The sequence below is a fragment of the Parahoeflea olei genome (assembly GCF_001703635.1).
In the GTDB taxonomy this organism is placed as follows: domain Bacteria; phylum Pseudomonadota; class Alphaproteobacteria; order Rhizobiales; family Rhizobiaceae; genus Hoeflea; species Hoeflea olei.
Genome location: NZ_LQZT01000012.1, coordinates 254,845 through 276,798 on the forward strand (window position 1 = coordinate 254,845; position 21,954 = coordinate 276,798).

The 21,954-nt window shown below is 66.0% G+C and carries 18 protein-coding genes and 2 pseudogenes; 13 read left to right on the forward strand and 7 right to left on the reverse strand.

The window, feature by feature from the left end; all coding sequences use genetic code 11:
- Positions 1 to 80 precede the first annotated feature (80 nt).
- The gene (gene gndA, locus AWJ14_RS09770) at positions 81 to 1,499 is read left to right on the forward strand and encodes an NADP-dependent phosphogluconate dehydrogenase (RefSeq protein WP_066177961.1); all 1,419 of its coding nucleotides are present in this window, start codon (positions 81 to 83) and stop codon (positions 1,497 to 1,499) included.
- A 30-nt stretch (positions 1,500 to 1,529) separates the two neighbouring features.
- Here the strand turns inward: gndA and AWJ14_RS09775 are convergent, their stop codons facing one another.
- Entirely contained in the window at positions 1,530 to 2,006 is a 477-nt protein-coding gene (locus AWJ14_RS09775; RefSeq protein ID WP_066177963.1) for a MarR family winged helix-turn-helix transcriptional regulator, read from the reverse strand.
- A 201-nt stretch (positions 2,007 to 2,207) separates the two neighbouring features.
- On the opposite strand from AWJ14_RS09775, the gene AWJ14_RS09780 reads away from it, so the two are divergent.
- Positions 2,208 to 2,894 carry a D-lyxose/D-mannose family sugar isomerase gene (locus AWJ14_RS09780; protein WP_066177965.1) on the forward strand — a complete coding sequence of 229 codons (687 nt, stop codon included), beginning with the start codon at positions 2,208 to 2,210 and terminating at the stop codon, positions 2,892 to 2,894.
- 166 nt (positions 2,895 to 3,060) lie between these two features.
- Here the strand turns inward: AWJ14_RS09780 and AWJ14_RS09785 are convergent, their stop codons facing one another.
- Both AWJ14_RS09785 and AWJ14_RS09790 read right to left on the reverse strand, forming a co-directional pair.
- On the reverse strand, positions 3,061 to 3,294 hold the full coding sequence (locus tag AWJ14_RS09785) for a LuxR C-terminal-related transcriptional regulator (protein WP_066177966.1): 234 nt from the start codon (positions 3,292 to 3,294) through the stop codon (positions 3,061 to 3,063).
- Positions 3,295 to 3,518: 224 nt separating this feature from the next.
- On the reverse strand, positions 3,519 to 4,547 hold the full coding sequence (locus tag AWJ14_RS09790) for an AraC family transcriptional regulator (RefSeq protein WP_066178598.1): 1,029 nt from the start codon (positions 4,545 to 4,547) through the stop codon (positions 3,519 to 3,521).
- Between the two features lie 117 nt (positions 4,548 to 4,664).
- On the opposite strand from AWJ14_RS09790, the gene AWJ14_RS09795 reads away from it, so the two are divergent.
- Together AWJ14_RS09795 and AWJ14_RS09800 are read left to right on the forward strand one after the other, a co-directional pair.
- On the forward strand, positions 4,665 to 5,189 hold the full coding sequence (locus AWJ14_RS09795) for a hypothetical protein (protein WP_066177968.1): 525 nt from the start codon (positions 4,665 to 4,667) through the stop codon (positions 5,187 to 5,189).
- 99 nt (positions 5,190 to 5,288) lie between these two features.
- A complete protein-coding gene (locus AWJ14_RS09800) occupies positions 5,289 to 6,503 on the forward strand; it encodes an acyl-CoA dehydrogenase (protein ID WP_210183519.1) in 1,215 nt (404 codons plus the stop codon).
- A gap of 26 nt (positions 6,504 to 6,529) precedes the next feature.
- Here AWJ14_RS09800 and AWJ14_RS09805 read toward each other — a convergent pair whose 3' ends face one another.
- Positions 6,530 to 7,420: a LysR family transcriptional regulator gene (locus AWJ14_RS09805; protein WP_066177970.1), complete on the reverse strand. Its 891-nt coding sequence runs from the start codon at positions 7,418 to 7,420 to the stop codon at positions 6,530 to 6,532.
- Between the two features lie 93 nt (positions 7,421 to 7,513).
- On the opposite strand from AWJ14_RS09805, the gene AWJ14_RS09810 reads away from it, so the two are divergent.
- Positions 7,514 to 8,830 (forward strand): serine hydroxymethyltransferase, encoded by a 1,317-nt coding sequence (locus AWJ14_RS09810; RefSeq protein ID WP_066177972.1) that lies wholly within the window; start codon positions 7,514 to 7,516, stop codon positions 8,828 to 8,830.
- Positions 8,831 to 8,873: 43 nt separating this feature from the next.
- Here AWJ14_RS09810 and AWJ14_RS09815 read toward each other — a convergent pair whose 3' ends face one another.
- From AWJ14_RS09815 to AWJ14_RS09825, 3 genes are read right to left on the reverse strand one after another with little or no spacing between them, the layout of a single operon-like run.
- The gene (locus tag AWJ14_RS09815) at positions 8,874 to 9,236 is read right to left on the reverse strand and encodes a response regulator (protein ID WP_066177974.1); all 363 of its coding nucleotides are present in this window, start codon (positions 9,234 to 9,236) and stop codon (positions 8,874 to 8,876) included.
- Positions 9,233 to 10,483 (reverse strand): sensor histidine kinase, encoded by a 1,251-nt coding sequence (locus AWJ14_RS09820; RefSeq protein WP_066177976.1) that lies wholly within the window; start codon positions 10,481 to 10,483, stop codon positions 9,233 to 9,235. The genes AWJ14_RS09815 and AWJ14_RS09820 overlap by 4 nt, the downstream gene beginning before the upstream one ends.
- A 10-nt stretch (positions 10,484 to 10,493) precedes the next feature.
- Positions 10,494 to 10,913: a response regulator gene (locus tag AWJ14_RS09825; protein ID WP_066177978.1), complete on the reverse strand. Its 420-nt coding sequence runs from the start codon at positions 10,911 to 10,913 to the stop codon at positions 10,494 to 10,496.
- Between the two features lie 322 nt (positions 10,914 to 11,235).
- On the opposite strand from AWJ14_RS09825, the gene AWJ14_RS09830 reads away from it, so the two are divergent.
- The 8 genes and pseudogenes from AWJ14_RS09830 (at position 11,236) to AWJ14_RS09860 (ending at position 21,859) form a co-directional block, all read left to right on the forward strand.
- On the forward strand, positions 11,236 to 12,486 hold the full coding sequence (locus AWJ14_RS09830) for a sarcosine oxidase subunit beta family protein (protein ID WP_066177980.1): 1,251 nt from the start codon (positions 11,236 to 11,238) through the stop codon (positions 12,484 to 12,486).
- Between the two features lie 12 nt (positions 12,487 to 12,498).
- Positions 12,499 to 12,750, forward strand: a pseudogene (locus AWJ14_RS09835) (sarcosine oxidase subunit delta); the annotation flags it as partial.
- 89 nt (positions 12,751 to 12,839) lie between these two features.
- Positions 12,840 to 15,770 (forward strand): annotated as a pseudogene (locus tag AWJ14_RS09840) (sarcosine oxidase subunit alpha family protein); the annotation flags it as partial.
- Between the two features lie 888 nt (positions 15,771 to 16,658).
- Entirely contained in the window at positions 16,659 to 17,207 is a 549-nt protein-coding gene (locus AWJ14_RS09845; protein ID WP_171904854.1) for a GNAT family N-acetyltransferase, read from the forward strand.
- A gap of 210 nt (positions 17,208 to 17,417) precedes the next feature.
- Positions 17,418 to 17,549, forward strand: coding sequence for a hypothetical protein (locus tag AWJ14_RS22990; protein ID WP_280949311.1), 132 nt, complete (start codon positions 17,418 to 17,420; stop codon positions 17,547 to 17,549).
- Between the two features lie 289 nt (positions 17,550 to 17,838).
- Positions 17,839 to 18,276 carry a phasin family protein gene (locus tag AWJ14_RS09850; protein ID WP_066177986.1) on the forward strand — a complete coding sequence of 146 codons (438 nt, stop codon included), beginning with the start codon at positions 17,839 to 17,841 and terminating at the stop codon, positions 18,274 to 18,276.
- A gap of 59 nt (positions 18,277 to 18,335) precedes the next feature.
- Positions 18,336 to 19,271, forward strand: a complete 936-nt coding sequence (locus AWJ14_RS09855) for an ornithine cyclodeaminase family protein (protein WP_066177988.1) — start codon at positions 18,336 to 18,338, stop codon at positions 19,269 to 19,271.
- A 227-nt stretch (positions 19,272 to 19,498) separates the two neighbouring features.
- Complete coding sequence (locus AWJ14_RS09860) at positions 19,499 to 21,859, forward strand: methyl-accepting chemotaxis protein (RefSeq protein ID WP_066177990.1); 2,361 nt, start codon at positions 19,499 to 19,501, stop codon at positions 21,857 to 21,859.
- Positions 21,860 to 21,954: the final 95 nt, after the last annotated feature.

Here is a 21,954-nt window from a genome sequence, read left to right on the forward strand (position 1 = left end):
CTGACCCCGCGCTGAGACTTGCCGGTTGCGCCCGCATGGGCCAGTGTCCGCCCGAACTATCACGGTGAAAGGAAGCTGGCATGGCGGCTGCAGAAATTGGCGTTATCGGACTGGGCGTGATGGGGGCGAATCTCGCTCTCAACATCGCCGACAACGGCTATCACGTGGCGGTCTACAACCGCACCTCTGCGCGCACCGCGGAATTCGCGGCCAATGCGGGTGCGCTCGCGGACCGGGTGACGGCCTGCGCCACGCTCGAGGAATTCGTCAGCGCCATCCGGCCGCCGCGCCCGGTGATCATCATGGTCAAGGCCGGCGAGCCGGTCGACCAGCAGATCGAGGCTCTCAAGCCTTTGCTGCAGGACCGCGACATCATCATCGATGCCGGCAACGCCAATTTCCGCGACACCATGCGCCGCTTCACTGCGCTCGAGGGCACGGGCCTGACGTTCATCGGCATGGGCGTTTCGGGAGGCGAGGAAGGCGCGCGTCACGGTCCTTCGATCATGGTCGGCGGGGCCGAGGCGGCCTGGAAGCGGGTCGAGCCGGTGCTCACCGCGATTTCGGCCAAATACGAGGGCGAGGCTTGCGCCGCCTGGCTCGGCGAGAACGGCGCGGGCCACTTCGTCAAGACCATCCACAACGGCATCGAATATGCCGACATGCAGATGATCGCCGAGGTCTATGGCGTCATGCGCGACCATCTCGGCATGGACGCACCGACCATTGCCGCGGTGTTCTCCGCCTGGTCGACCGGCCCGCTCGATTCCTACCTGATCGACATCACCGCCGAGGTGCTCAAGGTTCATGATGCGGCGACGGGCAAGGCGATCGTCGATGTCATCGTCGATGCGGCCGGCCAGAAGGGCACGGGACGCTGGTCGGCGATCGAAAGCCAGATGATGGGCGTGCCGGCGACCGCGATCGAAGCGGCGGTGGCGGCACGGTCGCTGTCGGCGATGCGGGCTGAGCGCGCGCGCGCCGAAAGCCTGCTCGGCCTTCCCGCCCGGCAGGACCGGCGCAACAGCCAGGAAGTGATCGACGATCTCGAAAAGGCGCTGCTCGCCGGCAAGATCGCGGCTTATGCGCAAGGCTTCGCCGTGATGGCGGCCGCCTCGCGCGAATTCGGCTGGAACCTGCCGATGCCCACGATCGCGCGCATCTGGCGGGCCGGCTGCATCATCCGCTCGCGCTTCCTGGGCGAAATCGCCACCGCGTTCGGTGCCGATCCCGACGTGTCCAATCTCGCGCTGACGCCCGCATTCTCGGCAATGATCAAGGACACCGACGCAAGCCTGCGCCGGATCGTGGCCGAGGCGGCGCTCAACGGCCTGCCGGTCCCGGCACTGTCGAGCGCGCTCGGCTATTTCGACACCTACCGGCGCGCGCGCGGCACCGCCAATCTCATTCAGGCGCAGCGGGATTTCTTCGGCGCGCATGGCTTCGAACGGTTCGATGCCGAGGGCGAGCAGCACGGTCCCTGGGGCGGGACTTCGTAACAGGCGAGGGCGCGCGGCTTGCCGCGCGCCTCAGGAATTGACGATGTGGGTCTCGATCGCGCTGATGCCGGCTGACAGCTGGGCGGCATCGGTTTCTCCGAGGGTGGCGAGCAGCCTCGCCTCGTAGCGGCGGGCGATCCCGACCAGTTCCATGTAGTTGGCGCGGCCGTCGCGGGTCAGTTCGAGATGCTCGACCCGGCGATCGGCCTGGTCGACATGACGGGTGATCCAGCCGCGATCCTCCAGCGTCTTGATGGCGCGGCTGACCTTGGTCTTGTGCATCGACGAGTGCTGGCCGATTTCTGTCGCGGTGATGTGGTGGAACTGTCCGATCGTGGCAAGGGTCCGCCACTCCGGCCGCGTCATGCCATGGCGCTTGCGGTAAAGCACGGCGAACTGGCGGCTGACATGTTCGGCGGCGCGGGCCAGCCGGTAGGGCAGAAACTCTTCCAACGCCAATGGCAGATTGTCTGCATCATCGTCTTCGGGTTTACGGTGCGATGTCATTGTCGGCGGCCACTTCCTGTTGATTGCTCCCGTAACGATCAGCACTAGCGCATAAACCGAAAGCCCGGACTGTGCAATTGCTGCGGCGGGCATTCGCCCGGATCGCGGCGCTTGCCCATGCAACGCGATTGAAATGCATCGGGCAAGCCCTTAATCCTTTGGCCAGACGATTTGAGGGCCGACCAGGCCGGGGAGGATGCGATGCAGCGCAGCGAGATCAATGAAATCCTCACCGAGAGCGACCGCTTCGTCCGGTCCTTCGGCTATGTGTTGCCGCCATTCGCCTATTGGGACCCGGAGGAGATGCGTCGGAGAACCGGATCGGATGCGGGGGATATCCGCGCCAACCGGCTCGGCTGGGACATCACCGATTACGGTCAGGAGAAATTCGCCGACCTGGGGCTGTTCCTGTTCACCGTCCGCAACGGCTCCGCCGCCGATCTCGCCCGGGGTCGGGGGATGCTCTATGCCGAGAAGATCATGATCTCGCGGAAAGATCAGCTGTCGCCGATGCACCGGCATGTCATCAAGGCCGAGGACATCATCAACCGCGGCGGGGGAACGTTGGTGCTGGAGCTGTTCGCCTCGGCCGCGGACGGCGCGATCGATCCTGCTTCGGATGTGACGGTTGTTACCGACGGCGTGGTGCGCAGGCTGGGGCCGGGCGGATTGCTCAAGCTCGATCCCGGCGAGAGCGTGACGCTGATGCCCGGTGTCTGGCACGCGTTCTGGGGAGAAGGCGCGGACGTGCTGATCGGAGAAGTGTCGACCGTCAATGACGACCTGACCGACAATGTGTTTCGTGATCCGATCGGCCGGTTTTCGACCATCGCCGAGGACGAAAGCCCCCGCCACCTGCTGGTGTCCGACTACGATACATGGCTTTAGCGGCCTGCGGCCCGAGGGGGCACAGCCGCTGCGTTTCGCTCGACCTGCACATGCAATATCGACATCAGCCGGAGCCCCGCCTGGCTCCGGCTGATGTCCTGGAAAAACCGCGCCTCGCACCCGGGCCCGCCCCCGAAGGCAGGTGGGCAGCAGTTTTTCGTCCGGATCAGGCTTGGTCGTGGCGCAGATAGCCGAGCCGCGCTGCCTTGGCGAGGCCGGCCATGCGGTTCGGCACGCGCAGCTTGAGCATGACGACGGAGAGCACGGCGGCTACTTCGGTCGCCGTCAGTTCGAGTTCCGCGCCGATCTCCTGATCGGTCCGGCCTTCCGCGCAGCGGCGCAGGCATCGCAGTTCGGTTCGCGTCAGGGGCAGGGACCCCTGGTCGTTTCCCATGTCCATCATGGTGTCCTTTCGGGCGCGGCGGTCGGTCTTCCTGGGGAGGAACCGCAAGATGCGGCGTGGCCGATAGCCCGCCGCGAACGTCGCCGGTAACAAGTGGTGCAGTGACGCGCTTATGCCTTCAAGAGCCGTTCGCTGCCTTCACGCCGTGCGCCAAAATGGATCATTCTGGCACAAATCCGCCAATGTCGGCGGCCGGCACGACCCGGTTGCAATCGCGGTGCTCACATCGTCTTGCGGTTTTTCTGCCGAAACTCGCTCGGCGTCTGCCCGAACCAGCGGATCGCCGACCGGGTGAAGGCCGCCGGGGCGGAGAAGCCCAGCTTGTAGCCGATGCTCGACAGCGTCATGCCTGTTTCCAGCAGGAGCCGTTCGGCCATCTCCTTGCGACACTCGTCGACGATGGCCTGCATGCTCGTGCCCGCCTCTGTCAGGCGGCGTTGCAGGGTCCGCGCGCTCATGCGCAGCCGTTCGGCCTCGTCGGCCAGCGTCAGCCGATCGCTCGCCAGGTTCTCCGCCACATGCAGCCGCACCGCCGCCACCGGATCCTTGCCGTCCATGCCGCGCGGCTCGATCGTATCCATGTACTGGGACATGATGGCGAACAGGCGCGCGTCGGCACGGGGATTGCTGCGGTCGAGGATGTCCCGCGGCAGCACGAGGGTGTTGACCGGCGCGCCGAAACTCACATTCGGAGACAGTAACTGTTTGTGTAAATTTGTATTTGTCGGACGCCGGCGCTCCAGTTCGACCCGCACCTGACGCACGTCGTCACCCAGGATCGCGCGAAAGTGGTTGAATGTCTGCGCGGTCCCGAGATCGACGAACTGGGACCGGTGCAGGATCAGCGGCGAGTAGGTCCATTCGAAATGCGCCGCGCGCGATCCGATCTCCAGGGTGCAGATGCTGGTCTCGCTGATCTTGTTGAGGTTGCGCCCGAGAAAGACCAGGCAATCGCGCAAGGTCGGGGCGTTCATCATGGCGTAGCCGAACGGACCCGAGGCGCCCTGTTCGAAGCCTGCAATGGATTTGAGCCCGAAGGTGTCGTCGCCCGAGATCAGCGCCAGCGCCTCCATGAAACGGCAGACCCGGTCGAGCCCGACGCGCTCGCCCAGCGCCGAGAAACGGCTCGGGTCGAGACCGCAGGCCCGCGCGATCGGCTCCGCGTCAAGACCGATGCTGGTGGCGTAGCGGGCGATGCCCGAGGCCAGTCCTGCAGCGACTTCGAATTGGTCTGCCAGTGTCGGCTTCATGAAAATGGCGCCCAAAGTTAAGTGTTCGGCGCGTCAAGTAAACGCTGAAGCGCCATCCGTGTCGAGAACCTAGCTATCCTGCAGCCGCTTTTGCAGTGTTGTGAGTGTTTTATCCGCATGACCGGTGCCATCAATCTTTCGTCGTTTGAACTGCCGTCCACCGCGTCAGACAGGATCCGGATGTTTCACCGCCTTTGGCTTGAAACCGGGGCAGGTAATGTGCCGGACGCCACGGCGTTTGATTTTGCCGTTCTGAGTGCCGACTATCCGCTGCTGGCGAGGATCGGGATGGACCAGACGGCACGCCGCCTGGTGTGGCTTGAGCTCGCGGTCTCCGACAACTGGCCGTTCGGTCCGCCGGTCGTCAACGCGCCTGTGCAGGATTGTGTTCCGCCCTTGAGCATCAAGCGGGTGCTGCGCTCCTTCGAGGACACGCTCGAGACCAGCATCCCGGACTACTTCGAAACAACCTCCTGGATGCATGGCGGCACCAGCGTATCGATGGCCCGGCTGGTCGCGCCGATCCTGGCCGGGGCAGGCCGCCAGTTGATCGCGCTTTGGGACATCATCGAGCCGCCTGCGACCTCGGTTCCGTCGAGGGGCGCCAGGACGCGCCCGGCAAAAAATACTTTAAGCCTATAGTATCTCGGAAAAACCGTGTTAAAGAAAGACAAGAGGCTGTAACCTTGCCGGCATTCGGCCTGGTTTGCCGCTTTCCTGGATCACATTGGAGTTTCTGAGATGTCCGTGTCGCCCGCCGTTTCTATCAAGTCCGCGAAATCCACCTTCCAGTGGGACGATCCATTTCTTCTCGCCGACCAGTTGACAGAAGAGGAGCGGATGATCGCGGATGCGGCGGCGGCCTTTGCTGCCGACAAGCTGATGCCGCGCGTGTCCGACGCCTATCTCAACGAAGTCACCGACCGCGAGATCTTCTCGGAAATGGGCCAGGCCGGCCTTCTCGGCGTCACGGTTCCCGAAGCCTATGGCGGGGCGGAAGCCGGCTACGTCTCCTACGGCCTGGTGGCGCGCGAGGTCGAACGCATCGATTCCGGCTATCGCTCGATGATGAGCGTGCAGTCGTCGCTGGTGATGTACCCGATCCAGGCCTATGGCAGCGAAGAACAGCGCCTGAAATACCTGCCCAAGCTCGCCTCCGGCGAATGGGTCGGCTGCTTCGGCCTGACCGAGCCCGACGCTGGCTCCGATCCGGGCGGCATGAAGACCCGCGCGAAGAAGATCGATGGCGGCTATGTGCTGACCGGTTCGAAGATGTGGATCTCGAACGCGCCGATCGCCGACGTGTTCGTGGTCTGGGCCAAGTCCGAGGCCCATGGCGGCGAAATCCGCGGCTTCGTGCTCGAAAAGGGCATGAAGGGCCTGTCCGCGCCGAAGATCGGCGGCAAGCTCAGCCTGCGCGCCTCCGTCACCGGTGAAGTGGTGATGGACAATGTCGAGGTCGGCGAGGACGCGCTGCTGCCGAACGTGTCCGGCCTCAAGGGGCCGTTCGGCTGCCTCAACCGCGCCCGCTACGGCATTTCCTGGGGCGCGATGGGGGCTGCCGAAGACTGCTGGCACCGCGCGCGCCAGTATGGCCTCGACCGGCACCAGTTCGGCAAGCCGCTTGCCGGCACTCAGCTGTTCCAGAAGAAGCTCGCCGACATGCAGACCGAAATCGCGCTCGGCCTGCAGGCCTCGCTGCGCGTGGGCCGGCTGATGGACGACGGCAGGTTCGCACCCGAGATGATCTCGATCGTCAAGCGCAACAATTGCGGCAAGGCGCTCGACATCGCCCGCATGGCCCGCGACATGCATGGCGGCAACGGCATCCAGGCCGAATACCATGTGATGCGCCACGCGCAGAACCTGGAAACCGTCAACACCTATGAGGGCACGCACGACGTGCATGCGCTGATCCTGGGCCGCGCCCAGACCGGCATCCAGGCGTTCTTCTGAGCCTCGGGCCGACCTGGCCGATCCCCTCAGCCCGCGCCGTTCTGCACCAGGAATTCGCAGAACCGCGCGGCCTGGCTCGAGGGCGCCGGACGCGACGGCATGTCGAGCACCAGTGCCTTGCCGGTGGCGACACTCTCGGCAAAGGGGCGGACCAGTTCGCCTCTTGCAAGCGCCGCGTCGACAAGGCCGGCATGGCCCATCAGCACGCCCGCGCCCGACTTTGCCTCTTCGAGCGCAAGCCCGTAGAGCGAGTAGCGCGGGCCTTCGCTGAAGCCTTGGGAAGCCAGCCCGGCCGCCTCCGCCCAGAGCGGCCAGTCCCCTGACCAGACCGCATCGTGCAACAGCACTTCGCCCGAGAGATCCGCGGGGTTTTTCAGCCGCGCGGCGATCGCGGGCGCGCAGACCGGAAAGATTTCGTCGCGCGCGAGCACGATCCCGGTCGCGGTTTCCTCCGGGTCGCGGATGAAGAGCGAGCAGTCGAACAGCTCGCGTTTCAGATGCGGCGGGGTTTCGAGCGCCACCACCGACAGCCGCACCGCGGGCACGGCCAGCCGGAAGGCGGTGAGATGGCGCGGCAGCCAGAGCTGGGCCACGCAGGGCAGGGCGGCGATGGTGATCGCCGGCTGCGGCCGTGCCCGGCGCAGCGCGTGCAGGGCAAGGCCCATCTGGTCGAAGGCGGCGGTGAAGTCAGGCGCGAGCTCACGCCCGGCCTTCGTGAGCTCCACACCATGCGCACGCCGCTCGAACAGCTTGACGCCGGCCCACTGTTCCAGCGTCTTGATGTGTTGCGAGATTGCGCCGGGGGTCACGCACAGTTCGTCGGCCGCGAGCGCAATGCCGCCGAGCCGGGCCGCGGCCTCGAAGGCGCGAAGCGCATTGAGTGGCGGCCCCTTGGGCCGTGGGGGAGAGACCGGCATGGCGTGACCTTAGTTTTTCTAACCCAGATTTTACATAATCTGGTTTGCGCGACCAGCCCCGTGCCGGCACTGTTGCGGCAAGGGAGACAAGCCATGACACTTTTCAGACGCGACTGGGTGCCCCAAGCCTCGGAAGACCTCGCGCAAAGCATCGCCGCCCGCACCGCGGGCGCGCCCGAAGCCGATGTCCTGGTGCGGATCGAGGCGCTGGCCGAGGCCAACCGCGAGATCCACGACCGCCAGTGCTTCAACCTCAATCCCGCGACCAATGTGATGAACCCGCGCGCCGAGGCGTTGCTTGCCTCGGGCATCGGCTCGCGGCCGTCGCTCGGCTATCCGGGCGACAAATACGAGATGGGGCTGGAGGCGATCGAGGAAATCGAGGTGATCGCGGCGGAACTCTGCGCCGAGGTGTTCGACGCGAAATTCGCCGAGATCCGCGTGCCCTCCGGCGCGCTCGCCAATCTCTACGGCTTCATGGCCACCTGCCGGCCGGGTGACACGATCATTGCGCCGCCGGCGAGCATTGGCGGGCACGTCACCCATCATGCCGCCGGCTGCGCAGGGCTCTACGGGTTGCGCACGCTTGCCGCCCCGGTCAATGCGGATGGCTACACGGTCGATCTCGACGGCCTGCGCGACATGGTGCTCCGGGAGCGCCCGAAGCTGATCACCGTCGGCGGCAGCCTCAACCTGTTCGAGCACCCGGTGCGGGCGGTGCGGGCGATTGCCGACGAGGTCGGGGCGAAGGTGATGTTCGACGCCGCGCACCAGTGCGGCATCATCGCCGGCAAGGCCTGGGCCGATCCGCTGCGCGAGGGCGCGCATCTGATGACGATGAGCACCTACAAGAGCCTTGGCGGGCCGGCCGGCGGGCTGATCGTCAGCAACGACGCCGAGCTTGCCCGGCGGCTCGACGCGATCGCCTTTCCGGGCATGACCGCCAATTTCGATGCGGCCAAGTCGGCGGCGCTGGCGGTCACCATGCTCGACTGGCGCGCCCACGGTCGCGCCTATGCGGCGGCGATGATCGCGCTGTCGGTGGCGCTTGCCGAAGCGCTCGCGGACCAGGGCCTGCCGGTGTTCGCCGCCGGGCGCGGCTTCACCCGCTCGCACCAGTTCGCCATCGAGGCCGCGGGCTTCGGCGGCGGCCAGGCGGCGTCGAAGAAGCTGCGCAAGGCGGGCTTCCTCGCCTGCGGCATCGGCTTGCCGGTGGCCGAGGTCGCGGGCGACATGAACGGGCTCAGGATCGGCACGCCGGAACTGGTGCGCCGCGGCGTCGGCCCGGGCGATGCGCCACGGCTCGCCGAACTGATCGCGCGGGCACTCCGGAGCAATGCCCCCGAAGACATGGCGGCCGAAACCGCCGGTTTCCGTGCCGGTTTCGACGGGCTGCATTTCATCACCTGACGGCCGGTGCGCCAGCCGGGGGCCGGAAAGGCGGACGCCCGCCTTACGCGTCGAGCAGTCCGTTCATGATCCGGTCGCGCATGTCCAGCTTGTCGATGAACTGGATCGGGACACCGTTGCTGTCCGGCTGCCACTGGTAGCTGGAGGTGTCGGACGAGATATAGATGACCTGGGAGCTGCCGATGTGCCCTGCCAGCAGCGGAAAGGTTTCCCGCGCGCCCAGATGCGGCGGCAGGATCCGGTCGATGAAGATGGCATCGAACGACCGCGTGCGCAGGATCTCGATCGCGGCAGATACGGTATTCGCCCAGACCAGCTCGAACGCGCCGCCGTAGCGGCGGAACAGGAAGGTTTCGAGCAGTTTGTGCTCCATGACGTCGTCGTCGATCAGCAGGACCTGTTTCATTGGGCGGCCATATCCGGGAGGGCGGCGTCAGCCGCGCAAACGAGCTGCGGGCCGGGAATGCGGATGACGAACCGCGTTCCCGTGTTTTCCTGGGAGGTGACGCTGATGGACCATCCGAGCAGGGCCAGCGCCTTGGTGACGATCGCGAGCCCCATGCCGGTGCCGCTCACGCCCGCACCGGCGTGAAGCCGGGTGAAGGGCTCGAATATCCTTTCGGAAAATGCCGGATCGAAACCCATGCCGTTGTCCTCGATCACATAGATTGCGCCATCTCCGGTCCTCGATGCTTTCAGGCTGATGTGGGGAACCCGCTCGGCGGGGGTGTATTTGAGCGCGTTGACGACGAGGTTCTGCAGCACCTGCGACACCAGCGTCGGGTCTGCAAGAACCGTGATGTCGTCGATCTCGGCCTCGATCATCCCCTGGCGCTCGCCGATCGGCAATTCGAGATTATCGAGCACCTTTTCGGTTTCCATTCGCAACGACAGCTCCCTGGGCTCGATCTTGTGACGGTCGAGCTCCGCGTGCCGCAGGATGTCGCGGACCAGGGTGCGGGCGCGGCGTGCGGACTCGTTGATCTTGGCGAGATACATGGTCAGCTCCGGATCGCCGGATTTGTCCTGCTCCATGGCGATTTCGGTGAAGGTGACGATCTTGCGCAGCGGCTCCTGCAGGTCGTGCGAGGCGAAATGGGCGTATTGCGACAGGCTCGCATTCATTTTCTCGAGGGCCTCCGCCTTGAGTTCCAGATCGCGCGTGCGTTCCTTTATGCGGGTTTCGAGTTCGGCCTTGATCTGTTCGAGTTCGGCATTGGCCTGGCGTTGCTGGAGCATGGCCGAGGCGAGCGCGCTGTTCTTGTGCTTGAGCGTCTTCGTGCTCGGCAGCTTGAGCGCGGCGGGCATCAGCATCCAGCTCGCCACCGCGGTCAGCCCCGAAATCACCGCCGTGCCCGCCTTGAGCACCCCTTCGAAGCCGTAGATCGGGTCCCACAGGGTGATGAACCCCACCAGATGGGTCAGCCCGCAGGCGATGATGAAGGCGGAGAACAGCAGGAAGATCCGGTCAGGCACCAGATCGCGACGCCGGTAGTACAGATACAGCATGGCCGTGGGGATGATGAAATAGGACAGGAAGATGGTCAGGTCCGACAGTGCGTGCAAGGCGATCAGGTCGGTGCGCCATGTCAGGCAATACCCATGCGCCAGAAACGAATTGGTCTCGAAGTAAAAGCGTATCGCATCCAGCATGGGCTCCCCCCTATTCGCCGGTCCGAATTCCAAGCAGCTGCTTTTGCATTTCCTCCATTGCGGCCATGGTTTCTGGCTTGGAGTAAGAGCCGTTCGCCCCCAGCGAAATGGCTTTTTCGTGTGTTTTCCTGTCGATCGTCGTGCTGACGATATAGATCGGCAGCCTGTCGAGATGACGCATCTCCCGCAGGCGGGTCAGCAGCTCGATCCCGTCCATGCCGGGCATGTTGATATCCAGGCACATGCAATCGGGCAGCAGCGCATCGGGAACGCGCGTGGTCGAGAAGTAGCTCAGCGCATCGCGGCCGTCGGTGAAGGTGCTGATGGTCAGCTTCAGCGCGGCTTCGTCCTCAAGGCGTTTCAGGCAGGCAGACATGAGAAAGATGTCGTCCATGTCGTCATCGACGATACAGATATGCTTGAGCGGCATGTGACCCTTTCGAGCTTCATTAGGAATCTATAAAATAAAGCAATAACACATATTTAAAGGCGAAATAAAACAGTTAAACGTCGAACTTGTCTCAAAAACGTAGTTTTACCCGCATATGTCGAACTGCTTTTAGAGCAATTTGGGGGGATTTGACTGCAAGTCCGTCCGCGTTTGTTCGGCGATGCGCGCAGTTTGGCGGCGCTTGAGGCTTGGCGGAGCGAATCAGTTGCAGCTCCAAACAATTCGGTGTGTCGGCCCCGCTCCACATTGACTCTGCTCTTGGGAGGCCATTCTCTGGGACAGCGTGACCACGGGCAGAGCCATGAAATATTCAGCATTCTCGATCTTTCGCGAAGGTCTGTCAGGCAACAGGGGCTGGAAGCCGGCCTGGCGCGAGCCGGACCCGAAGGCGCATTACGACGTAATCATCGTCGGCGGCGGCGGCCACGGGCTGGCCACGGCCTATTATCTCGCGAAGAACCACGGCATCACCAATGTGGCGGTGCTGGAGAAGGGCTATCTCGGTTCGGGCAATGTCGGGCGCAACACCACGATCGTGCGCGCCAACTATCTGCTCGAAGGCAACGAGCCGTTCTATGCGCATTCGCTGCGGCTCTGGGAGGGGCTCGAGCAGGAGCTCAATTTCAACGCGATGATGTCGCAGCGCGGGGTGATCAACCTCTATCATTCCGATGGCCAGCGCGATGCCTTTGCGCGGCGCGGCAACGCGATGCGGCTTGCTGGCGAGGATGCGGAACTGCTCGACCGCGAGCAGGTGCGCGCGCTGGTGCCGTTCCTCGATTTCGACAATGCGCGCTTTCCGGTCCAGGGCGGGCTGATGCAGCGGCGCGGCGGCACCGCCCGCCATGACGGCGTGGCCTGGGGCTATGCGCGCGGCGCCGACAGCCGCGGCGTCGACCTGATCCAGAACTGCGAGGTGACCGGCATCCGCCGCGAGGGTGGACGCGTGACGGGCGTCGAGACCACGCGCGGCTTCATCGGCTGCAACCGGCTGGGCCTGGCTGCCGCCGGCAATTCGGGCCAGGTGGCGGAAATGGCCGGGATGCGGCTGCCGATCGAAAGCCAGGTGCTACAGGCCTTCGTCTCGGAAGGATTGAAGCCCTTCATCGACCAGGTGGTGACCTTTGGCGCGGCGCTGTTCTACCTGTCGCAGTCCGACAAGGGCGGGCTCGTCTTTGGCGGCAGCCTCGACATGTACAATTCCTACGCCCAGCGCGGCAATCTCGCGACGGTCGAAAGCGTGATGGAGGCGGCCTGCGCCATGGTGCCGTCGATCTCGCGGGTCAAGGTGCTGCGCGCCTGGGGCGGGGTGATGGACATGTCGATGGACGGCTCGCCGATCATCGACCGCACCCCGCTCGACAATCTCTATCTCAATTGCGGCTGGTGCTATGGTGGCTTCAAGGCCACGCCCGCCTCGGGCTGGTGCTTCGCGCATCTGCTTGCGACCGGCGAAAGCCATGAGCTTGCGTGCGCGCTCAGGCTCGACCGCTTCACGCGCGGCTACCAGATCGACGAAACCGGGCATGGCGCCCAGGCCAACCTGCATTAGGGAAGCGAGACCATGGCGAGCCTGATCCCCTGTCCCCATTGCGGCCTGCGCCCCAAGGAGGAATTCTCGATCCGCGGCGACGCGGCCCCGGTGCGGCCACGGCCGGATGCCCCGTTTGACGCCTGGGACGCCTATGTACACCTGCGCGACAATGTGCGCGGCGTGATGCACGAGCACTGGCAGCATGTGGGCGGCTGCCGGCGCTGGCTGGTGGTCGAGCGCGACACCTTCACCCACGCGGTGCATGCGGTCACGGATGCCGCCGACTTCACCCGTGCGCAAGGGGCTCCGACCGGCGGCGGCGGGGCAAGTGCTGCTTCAGGCACCAGGACCGGCAAGGGGAGGGCGAAGCGGTGAGTTTTTCGCGGTTCCCCGACGGCGGCCTGATCGATCGCAGCCAGGTCTTCACCTTCAGCTTCGACGGACGCAGCTTCACCGGCCATGCCGGCGACACGCTTGCCTCGGCGCTGCTTGCCAATGGCGTGAGCCTGATGGGCCGCTCCTTCAAGTATCACCGGCCGCGCGGGCTGGTGAGCGGGGGCGCCTCGGAGCCCAATGCGCTGGTGACAGTCGGCGCGGGCGGGCATCGCGAGCCCAATCTGCGCGCCTCCATGGTCACGCTTCGCGACGGGCTCAAGGCCGAGAGCCAGAACCGCTGGCCCTCGCTCGGCTTCGATCTCGGCGCGGTCAATTCGGCGCTTACGCCGTTCATCGGCGCGGGCTTCTACTACAAGACCTTCATGTGGCCGGCGGCGCTGTGGGAATCGCTTTACGAGCCGCTGATCCGCAAGGCCGCGGGGCTCGGCCGGGCGAGCCACGCGCCCGATCCGCAGGTCTATGAGAAGCGCTGGGCACATTGCGATCTGCTGGTGATCGGGGCCGGACCCGCGGGGCTGATGGCGGCGCTCGCCGCCGCCCGTACCGGTGCCCGGGTGATCCTGTGCGACGAGAATGCCGCTTTCGGCGGACGGCTTCTTCACGACCGGGTCGAGATCGGCGACGCCGATGGTCCGGGCTTCGCCGCCGCGGCGATTTCGGAACTGGGGTCCCTCGACCGGGTGCAGCTGCTCCCGGCCACCACCGTGTTCGGGACCTATGACAGCGGCGTCTATGGCGCGGTCGAGCGGCGTGACGGCGCGGCCTCGGGGCCCGCGCAACGGGTCTGGCGGATCGTCGCCAGGCGCGCGGTGCTGGCCGCCGGCGCCGAGGAGCGGCCGCTGGTGTTTGGCGGCAACGACCGCCCCGGCACCATGACGGCCTCGGCCATGCGCGGGCTCGCCAATGCCCAGGCGATCCGCCCCGGCGACCATGTGGCGGTGTTCTCGACCGGTCCTTCGGGCCATGAAACCGCGCGCGACCTGATCGCCCGCGGGCTTGAGGTGACGCTGGTCGACGCGCGCACGGAGATATCCGCTGCCGAACTCTCTGCCTCCGAAGGCGCGCGGGTGCTCAAGGGCCATGTGGTGGCCGATACGCTCGGCTCGAAATCGGTGACCGGGATCGAGGCGGTCGACCGTGCCACGGGCAAGCGCAGCCGGATCAAGGTCGATGCGCTGGCGATGGCGGGGGGCTGGAACCCGGTGGTGCATCTGGCCTGCCAGCGCGGCGACCGGCCGGTCTGGGATGCGGGCTCCGGCATGTTCCTTCCCCCCGCATCGCGCGACGGGCTCGCCGCAGTCGGCAGTGCGGCCGGAATTCTCGACCTTGCCGGATGTTTGAGAAGCGGGACTGCCGCCGGTGAGGACGCCGCGGCCGCCCTCGGCTTCACACCAGTGACGGCGAAGCTGCCCGCCGCGCGCGAGGCCTGCGGCGGTTCGACCGGGTTCACGACGCTCTGGCATGTCGGGGAAGCGCGCGGCAAGGCCTTCGTCGATTTCCAGAACGATGTCGCCGTCAGCGACCTGGGGCTTGCGGTCCGCGAGGGCTACGGCCATGTCGAACTCGCCAAGCGCTACACCACCACGGGCATGGCCACCGACCAGGGCAAGCTCTCCAACGTCAACGCCATCGGCATCCTCGCCGAGCAGCGCGGGCTCACGCCCGATCAGGTCGGCACCACCACCTTCCGCCCGTTCTACACGCCGGTCAGCATCGGCGCGCTTGCCGGCGAGCATCGCGGCAGCCACTACCGCCCGGTGCGGCGCTCGCCGCTCGACGGCTGGGCCAGGAAGCACGGCGCCGTGTTCATCGAGGCCGGGCACTGGATGCGGCCCTCGCATTTTCCGCGCGACGGGGAGGCGGGCTGGAAGGAGGCCTGCGACCGCGAGACGCTGGCGGTGCGCGCGGGCGTCGGCATTTCGGACGCCTCCACTCTCGGCAAGATCGACCTGTCGGGCAAGGATGCCGCCCGCTTCCTCGACCGCGTCTATACCGGCAAGATGTCGACGCTGGCCGTCGGCAAGGCGCGCTACGGGCTGATGCTGCGCGAAGACGGCATGGTGATGGACGACGGCACCGTGAGCCGGCTCGGCGAGAGCCATTACCTGATCACCACCACCACCGGCGCTGCCGGCGAAGCCATGGCGCATCTGGAGTTCTGTGCGCAGGCGCTGTGGCCCGATCTCGACGTGCGGCTCGTCTCGGTCACCGACCAGTGGGCGCAGATCACGGTGGCGGGGCCTGCCTCGCGCGACGTGCTCGGCCGGATCGTCGACGCGGACCTCTCGGAGGAGGCGATGCCCTTCATGGCCGCGCGCGAGGTGACGCTCCACTCAGGGCTCGCCGCGCGGCTGTTCCGGATTTCGTTCTCGGGCGAACTTGCCTTCGAACTCGCGGTGCCCGCACGCCAGGGCGAGGCGGTGGCGGATGCGATCATGCAGGCAGGCGCGCCCTTCGGCATCACGCCCTACGGGCTTGAGGCGCTCAACGTGCTCAGGATCGAGAAGGGCTTCATCACCCATGCCGAGATCGACGGCCGCGTGACCCCGGGCGACCTCGGGCTCGGCAAGATGGTGAGCGCCAAGAAGGACGATTTCATCGGCCGGGCGATGCTCGGCCGCGAGGGATTGCAGGATCCCGACCGGTTGCAGTTGGTGGGGCTCAGGCCCGTCAATCCCGCGCACCGGATTCTCGCCGGCGGCCATCTGCTCGAGCCCGGTGCGGTGCCGGCCATGGCCAATGACCAGGGCCATGTGAGTTCGGCCTGCTGGTCGCCGCATCTCAACTCCACCATCGCGCTCGCCATGGTCAGGCGCGGGCGCTCCCGGCACGGCGAAATCTTGACGGTCTGGGACCCGCTCCGGGGCATCGAGACGCGGGCGATCGTCGGCGATCCGCTGTTCCTCGGCGCCAGCGCGATCAAGGCGCCGCCCAGGCGCGGGCTTGCCCCAGTGATCCCGGCGCGGGCGCCGGGCCTGCGCCTGCCGGACCTGCCGGCCGTGAGCGGCATCGAGCTGGCGCTGTGCCCGGAGGCGCCGGTCCTGCTTCTCTCCGCGCCGGTCGGTCTGGACGCTGCGGTGCGCGCCGCCGCACCTGCGGGCGACGGCATCCTCCGTCCGGTTCAACCCGGCCAGGCACTGGCCGTCGGCAGGCCGGGCGAGAGCGCCGATGCGCTTGCCGCGCGGCTCGACGGCCCGGCCGGGGCGAGCCTGTGCGAGCTCACGGATGCGCGGCTGCGGCTCGAGTTGTCGGGGGCGAGGGCAGGCGACCTGATCTCCACCCAATCGGCCATCGACCTCGATGACGAGGGGTTCGGCCCGGGTGCGAGCGCGCCGACGCTGTTTGGCCATGTGCCGGTGCAACTGACGCGGCTCGACGCGGCGAGCTTTGAAGTCATGGTGTTCTCCACCTATGCGGGCGATCTGGTCGAGAGCCTGATTCGAGCGATCCGCCGGCTGTAGCCCCGTCGGCTGCGTCGGGGCCGGGCGAGGCGCCGCGAGCCGCCACCATCAGGGCCGCTCGAAAGGGAGCCGGGTGGCCGCAAAAGGTGTGATAAGTTGACGCATCGTCTTGTTGCGTCACATTTAATTCCGCCAAGTGGCTGGCTTTGCAGGCACATTAGGGTCAGCGAAAACACGCCATGTTAACCCCTGCGTCAAAGCTTGTCTTGCTTTTGTTGCGGCGCACAATTATACCTTAGTCGGGTTTTTCGGGAGGATGACCTTTGGAGGTCGGCAATGCTCTTCCGGTTTCTGTTCAAACCGCGACAACCACAATTAGTCATCGGGACCGACGTGTCCCTGAAGTATCTGGGGCCCTCGGATGCGCAGGATTTCTGTGCGCATATCCACGAGCTGCACTACGAGGATTTCCGCGACCGGTTCAACGGGCTGGTCTCCGACGCCTGGCTTGACAAATACATCGCCCGCTCGCTCAACGAAGCGATCGTGATCGGCGCCTATATCGGCGATCATCTGGTGGCGGTGGCCGAGCTGCACACTGGCGGGCAGATCGCCGAGCATGAGGGCGAATCGGCCTTCTCGGTGTCCTCCGACTGGCGTCGCAAGGGGTTGGGCACGATCCTGCTGAAGGCGCTGCTCAGGGCCGCCTCCGAGAACAACATCTCGACCATCATCGTCGAAACCGGCTCGCAGAACCACGCCATGAAGGCGCTGGCGCGCAAGTTCGGCGCCAAGATGCAGTTCGCCGCCGACCAGTCGGTGGGGCGCATCAATGTCGCCGACGGGCTCCGGCTGGCGGCGCGGTTCGTGGCGCACCGCACCTTTCCGGTGGTGCCGGTGACACCAACCGACATGGCCGCCTATGCCGCGCCGGCGAATTGAGCCGGCGAGTTGAGAATGTGAATCAGCTGGCTTGCAAAAAGAGTCCGAAGCGTAACGCAAGCCATTGGAATTAAATTGATAAAGGTGTTTCGAGCGATGCGAAACAATGACATGAACCCGATGCGATCCGCTGGAATTGGATCTGCTCCCCGCTCTCAGGTCGCGCTTCGGCGTGGCTTCGGGGCGCACGGGCTGGCCTGCGGCTGCAGCTTGCCCAATCGTTCGGGCCGTGGTGCGGATCACTTCCCCGGCGATTTTGGCGGCGCCTTCGGTGGCTACGGGGTCGACCGGATCGTGTTCGAAAGCTTCGCCACGATCGACCTGCACGACATCCGCCGCTGAGCCGGTTTTGGCGGGGCAGCCGGTGCCGGCTGCCGTCGTGACTGCCCGCGGACCAGGGCGCGCGCGAAAGCGCCGCCGGGGTCCGCCGCCTCCACTCTCATCCACGCAATCCCGATTGGTGCCACCGTCCGCGGCGGCGACGGACGGCGCTTTTACGCCCGGTCGTGGCTCGGGGTTGCGCCTTGAGGGGAATTTGGCATTGGGTCGAGGCGGCGGGATCTGTATAGTCGGTCCCGGACCCGAGGCGGCCGATCGATCGAACCCGGCCGCCGCAATCTGGAGGACACCCATGGCCGAGAAGAAATCCACCGACGATCTGGTTTCCATGTTCCTGAATTTTGGCAGGGACCTCAAACTGCCGCAGCCGGATCTCGACGCCATCGTGGCGCGGCACCAGAAAAATCTCGAAGCGCTGGATGAAGCGGCAAGGACCGCCGGCTCGGGCGCAAGCTCGATCCTCACCCGCCAGCGGGAGATGGTGCGCGAGGCGCTTGACGAGATTTCCGCCATGGCCGGCAAGATGAAAGCCGGCAGCGACCCGAAGGCGATGATGTCGGCGCAGGCCGAGTTTGCCAAGCATTCCTTCGAAATGGCGATCCGCAATACCAGCGAGATTGCCGGCATGGCGCAGAAATCCGGAAGCGAGACGTTCAAGGTGCTGCAGGCCAGCATGCAGGACACGCTTGAGGATATCCGCAAGGCGATGACCCGCCAGGGCCGGTCATAAGGCGCCGCAGCCTTCTCATTTCGCACCATCTGACACGATAACCCGACGAGGGATACTTCATGCGCATTGTCACCGGAGACGATATCGGCTCGGTCTGTTCCTGGCTGTTCGCGGTCGAGGCCTTGAGGGCGGGCCATGTGATGCCGCCGGCGGATCTGAGGGACTCGCTCGTCGAGAATGGTGGGCGCAAGATGCTGGTGCGCACCGCCTGGATTCCCGGGCTGGCCTCCGGGGTCAAGGCGGTGACGATCTATCCCGACAATCCCTCCCAAACGCCGCCCAAGCCCTCGGTGCAGGGCCAGGTGCTGCTGTTCGATGAGGCCGGCGGCCATGTGGTGGCGGTGCTCGAGGGCGTGGATTTGACGGCCTGGAAGACGGCCGGGGATTCGGCGCTCGGCTCGTCGCTCCTGTCGCGCCCGGACGTGTCCACCATGCTGATGGTGGGGGCCGGATCGATGGCGCGGCCGCTGATCGAGGCGCATCGCGCGGTGCGGCCGTCGCTCGAGCACGTGATGATCTGGAACCGCAATACCGCCCGTGCCGAAGCGCTGGCCAAGGCCGTGGCCAGGGACGGGGTCACGGCCGAGGCGGTAACCGATCTCGACCTCGCGGTCGCGCGCGCCGACCTGATCTCGTCGGCCACCATGTCGACCGAGCCGCTGATCCGGGGCGAGATGCTGCGGCCCGGCACCCATGTCGACCTTGTGGGCGCCTACACGCCCTCGATGCGCGAGGCGGACGACACCACGCTCGCCCGCGGCCGGCTGTTCGTCGACAGCCGCGCCACCACCATCGGCCATATCGGCGAGGTGATGATCCCGATGCAGTCGGGCGCGCTCACCGAGGCCGATATCGAGGGCGACTTCCACGATCTCGTGCAGGGGCGGGTGGCGCGCAACTCGGCCGAGGACATCACCGTCTTCAAGAACGGCGGCGGCGCCCATCTCGACGTGATGATCGCGCATGCGGTGTATCTGGCGCTCGAAGGCCGCTGAAGCCCTCGCCGTGACGCGTGTTTGCCGGCATGGCGGGCACAACGGCCGGTCGCAGGCGGAGCGCCCGGCCGGCCGGCTTTTTGCTGGTCTCAAGACATAAATTCAAACAATTGCTTTATATCCGGCCCTGCGAAATTGTTTTTTAAGGAATAGCCCTCAACTCTCCCTAAAATTCCAGTGCTGTCATCGGGTGTGAGCATCCCGGATCAGTCATATTGAGGGAACCCATGCTATTCAAATCCGCGACCACCCGAAACATCTTTGCGATCGGCGCCTCCGGCCTGGTCACGACGCTGGCCACTGCCGGTGTACTGATCGGTCTGGCCTATCAGACATCGGAGCGGTCCGCTCTTCAGGAAATGCGCCAGACCGCCGCGCTCCAGGCTTCGGATATCGAGCAGATGATGAAGAGCGCCTTCGGGGTGGCCCGGAACCTCGATAGCGGGCTGGTGGCGATCAAGCAGGGGGGAGCCCCGGATCGCGAGGCGGCCGACCGGCTTCAGGAAAACCTGCTCAGGGACAATCCGAGCGTGCTCGGCGTCTGGACCGGCTGGGATGCCAACGCCTTCGACGGCCGGGACGCGGAATTCGCCGGCACCTCCGGGAACGACGACACCGGCCGCTACGTGCCCTACTGGGTGCGCAGCAACGGCAAGATCATCAAGGAAGTGCTGCTCGATTACACCGTGCCGGGTGCCGGCGACTATTACATTCTGGCGCATGAAACCGGCACGCCGCAGGTGGTGGAGCCCTATCTTTATCCGGTCGACGGCACGCAGCAGCTGATTACCTCGCTCGTTGTCCCGGTGGAGCTCGATGGCAAGCGGGTCGGCGTAGCCGGTGTCGATCTCTCGCTCGCCGGTGCCAATGAGGCGCTGTCGTCGGTTCGGCCCATGGGCGACGGCTTCGTCGGCCTGGTGACGGGCGCCGGCAACATCATCGTGCATCCGGACCAGAGCCTGGCGGGCAAGTCGGTCGCCGAGACCGGACAGGCCACGGCGGGCTGGGACAAGCTGATGGCCAATCCCGGAGAGGTGATGGAGACGGCAAGCGCGACGGATGGAGCGCTGCTGTCGGTGGCTTATCCCTTGCCGCTGACAGGCGACAACAACTGGTACGCGATCGTCTCCGTTCCCGAGGCCACGGTCTTTGCGGCGGTCAACCGGCTGGTCTGGACGGCCGTTGCCGTGGCCGTCGCCGCGGCGGTGGTGCTGTCCTTGCTGGGCCTGTTCATTTCGCGCCGCTTCGTCGCCCGCATCAGCAATGTCATCGGCCAGACCAACCGCATCGCCGAAGGCGACCTGGATGTCGAACTGACGGATATCGGACGCGAGGACGAAATCGGCGACCTGTCGCGCTCGCTCGGCACCCTGCTCGAGAACAACCGCCGCAAGGTCGAGCTCGAGCGCGAGGCGGAAGCCGCCCGGGTGCGCGAGGAGACCGAGCGCCGCGAGCGGGCCGATATCAGCGCCGCGCATGAAGAGGCGGTGCGCTTTGCCGTCGGCGAACTCGGCGACGGGCTGTCGCGCCTGTCGAACGGCGACATGACCGTGCGGCTCGAGCAGTCGTTCGATGCCAAGCTCGACCCGATCCGCCTCAACTTCAACTCTTCCGTCGAGAAGCTGCAGGACGCGATGCTGGCCTTCTCCGAAAACGCGGCGACGATCCAGAACGGCTCGACCGAGATCACCTCGGCGGCCAATGATCTCGCGCACCGGACCGAGCAGCAGGCAGCCTCCGTCGAGGAAACCGCGGCCGCGATCGAGCAGATCACCACCTCGGTCAAGGATTCGACCCTGCGCGCCGAAGAAGCCGGCACCCTGGTCGCCCGCACCAAGCAGGGTGCGGAGCGTTCCGGCCAGATCGTCGGCAATGCGGTGGCCGCGATGGGCGAGATCGAACGGTCCTCGGAATCGATCTCCAACATCATCGGCGTGATCGACGAGATCGCCTTCCAGACCAACCTGCTGGCGCTCAATGCCGGCGTCGAGGCGGCGCGGGCAGGGGAGGCGGGCCGCGGCTTCGCCGTCGTCGCCCAGGAAGTGCGCGAACTCGCGCAGCGCTCCGCCGCGGCGGCCAAGGAGATCAAGACGCTGATCCTGTCGTCGTCCGAGCATGTGAAGAACGGCGTCGGCCTGGTCGGGGAAACCGGGCGTGCGCTGGAGGTCATCGTCGGCGAGGTGCAGGAGATCAACCTCAACGTCCAGGCGATCGTGCAGGCCGCGCGGGAGCAGTCGAACGGGCTGCAGGAAATCAACACCGCGGTCAACCAGATCGACCAGGGCACCCAGCAGAACGCGGCCATGGTCGAACAGTCCACCGCCGCCGCCCACACGCTCGAAACCGAAGTCGGCGCGCTCGCGGGCAGGCTCGCCCAGTTCAATCTCGGCAGCCGCGCGGCGCATGCCGCCCTGCGCAGCGCTGCGCCGGCCCCGCGCCGGGCCGCGCCGCTGCGGGCTGTTTCCGCCGAGGGCGACAGCGGCGTCCGCGCGGCGACGCCGGCGCCGCATGCGATGGGCCGGAAGCTCGCGGTCGCGTTCGCGTCGGCGGCGGCCGCGCCGTCGAACGACGACTGGGACGAATTCTGAGGGCAGGCCGGAAACAGGCAAGGCCGATTGCCGCGGCCCGGACACCTTCACCGAGACTGACCATGCAAACCCCGCCGCCTGACCGCGGCGGGGTT

Coding starts and splice junctions, on each gene's coding strand:
- AWJ14_RS09780 (WP_066177965.1), top strand. CDS start 2,208: ATGCAGCGCAGCGAGATCAATGAAATCCTCACCGAGAGCGACCGCTTC.
- AWJ14_RS09815 (WP_066177974.1), bottom strand. CDS start 9,236: ATGAAACAGGTCCTGCTGATCGACGACGACGTCATGGAGCACAAACTG.
- gndA (WP_066177961.1), top strand. CDS start 81: ATGGCGGCTGCAGAAATTGGCGTTATCGGACTGGGCGTGATGGGGGCG.
- AWJ14_RS09825 (WP_066177978.1), bottom strand. CDS start 10,913: ATGCCGCTCAAGCATATCTGTATCGTCGATGACGACATGGACGACATC.
- AWJ14_RS09860 (WP_066177990.1), top strand. CDS start 19,499: ATGCTATTCAAATCCGCGACCACCCGAAACATCTTTGCGATCGGCGCC.
- AWJ14_RS09790 (WP_066178598.1), bottom strand. CDS start 4,547: ATGAAGCCGACACTGGCAGACCAATTCGAAGTCGCTGCAGGACTGGCC.
- AWJ14_RS09795 (WP_066177968.1), top strand. CDS start 4,665: ATGACCGGTGCCATCAATCTTTCGTCGTTTGAACTGCCGTCCACCGCG.
- AWJ14_RS09820 (WP_066177976.1), bottom strand. CDS start 10,483: ATGCTGGATGCGATACGCTTTTACTTCGAGACCAATTCGTTTCTGGCG.
- AWJ14_RS09810 (WP_066177972.1), top strand. CDS start 7,514: ATGACACTTTTCAGACGCGACTGGGTGCCCCAAGCCTCGGAAGACCTC.
- AWJ14_RS09785 (WP_066177966.1), bottom strand. CDS start 3,294: ATGGACATGGGAAACGACCAGGGGTCCCTGCCCCTGACGCGAACCGAA.
- AWJ14_RS09805 (WP_066177970.1), bottom strand. CDS start 7,420: ATGCCGGTCTCTCCCCCACGGCCCAAGGGGCCGCCACTCAATGCGCTT.
- AWJ14_RS09775 (WP_066177963.1), bottom strand. CDS start 2,006: ATGACATCGCACCGTAAACCCGAAGACGATGATGCAGACAATCTGCCA.
- AWJ14_RS09800 (WP_210183519.1), top strand. CDS start 5,289: ATGTCCGTGTCGCCCGCCGTTTCTATCAAGTCCGCGAAATCCACCTTC.
- AWJ14_RS09850 (WP_066177986.1), top strand. CDS start 17,839: ATGGCCGAGAAGAAATCCACCGACGATCTGGTTTCCATGTTCCTGAAT.
- AWJ14_RS09830 (WP_066177980.1), top strand. CDS start 11,236: ATGAAATATTCAGCATTCTCGATCTTTCGCGAAGGTCTGTCAGGCAAC.
- AWJ14_RS09855 (WP_066177988.1), top strand. CDS start 18,336: ATGCGCATTGTCACCGGAGACGATATCGGCTCGGTCTGTTCCTGGCTG.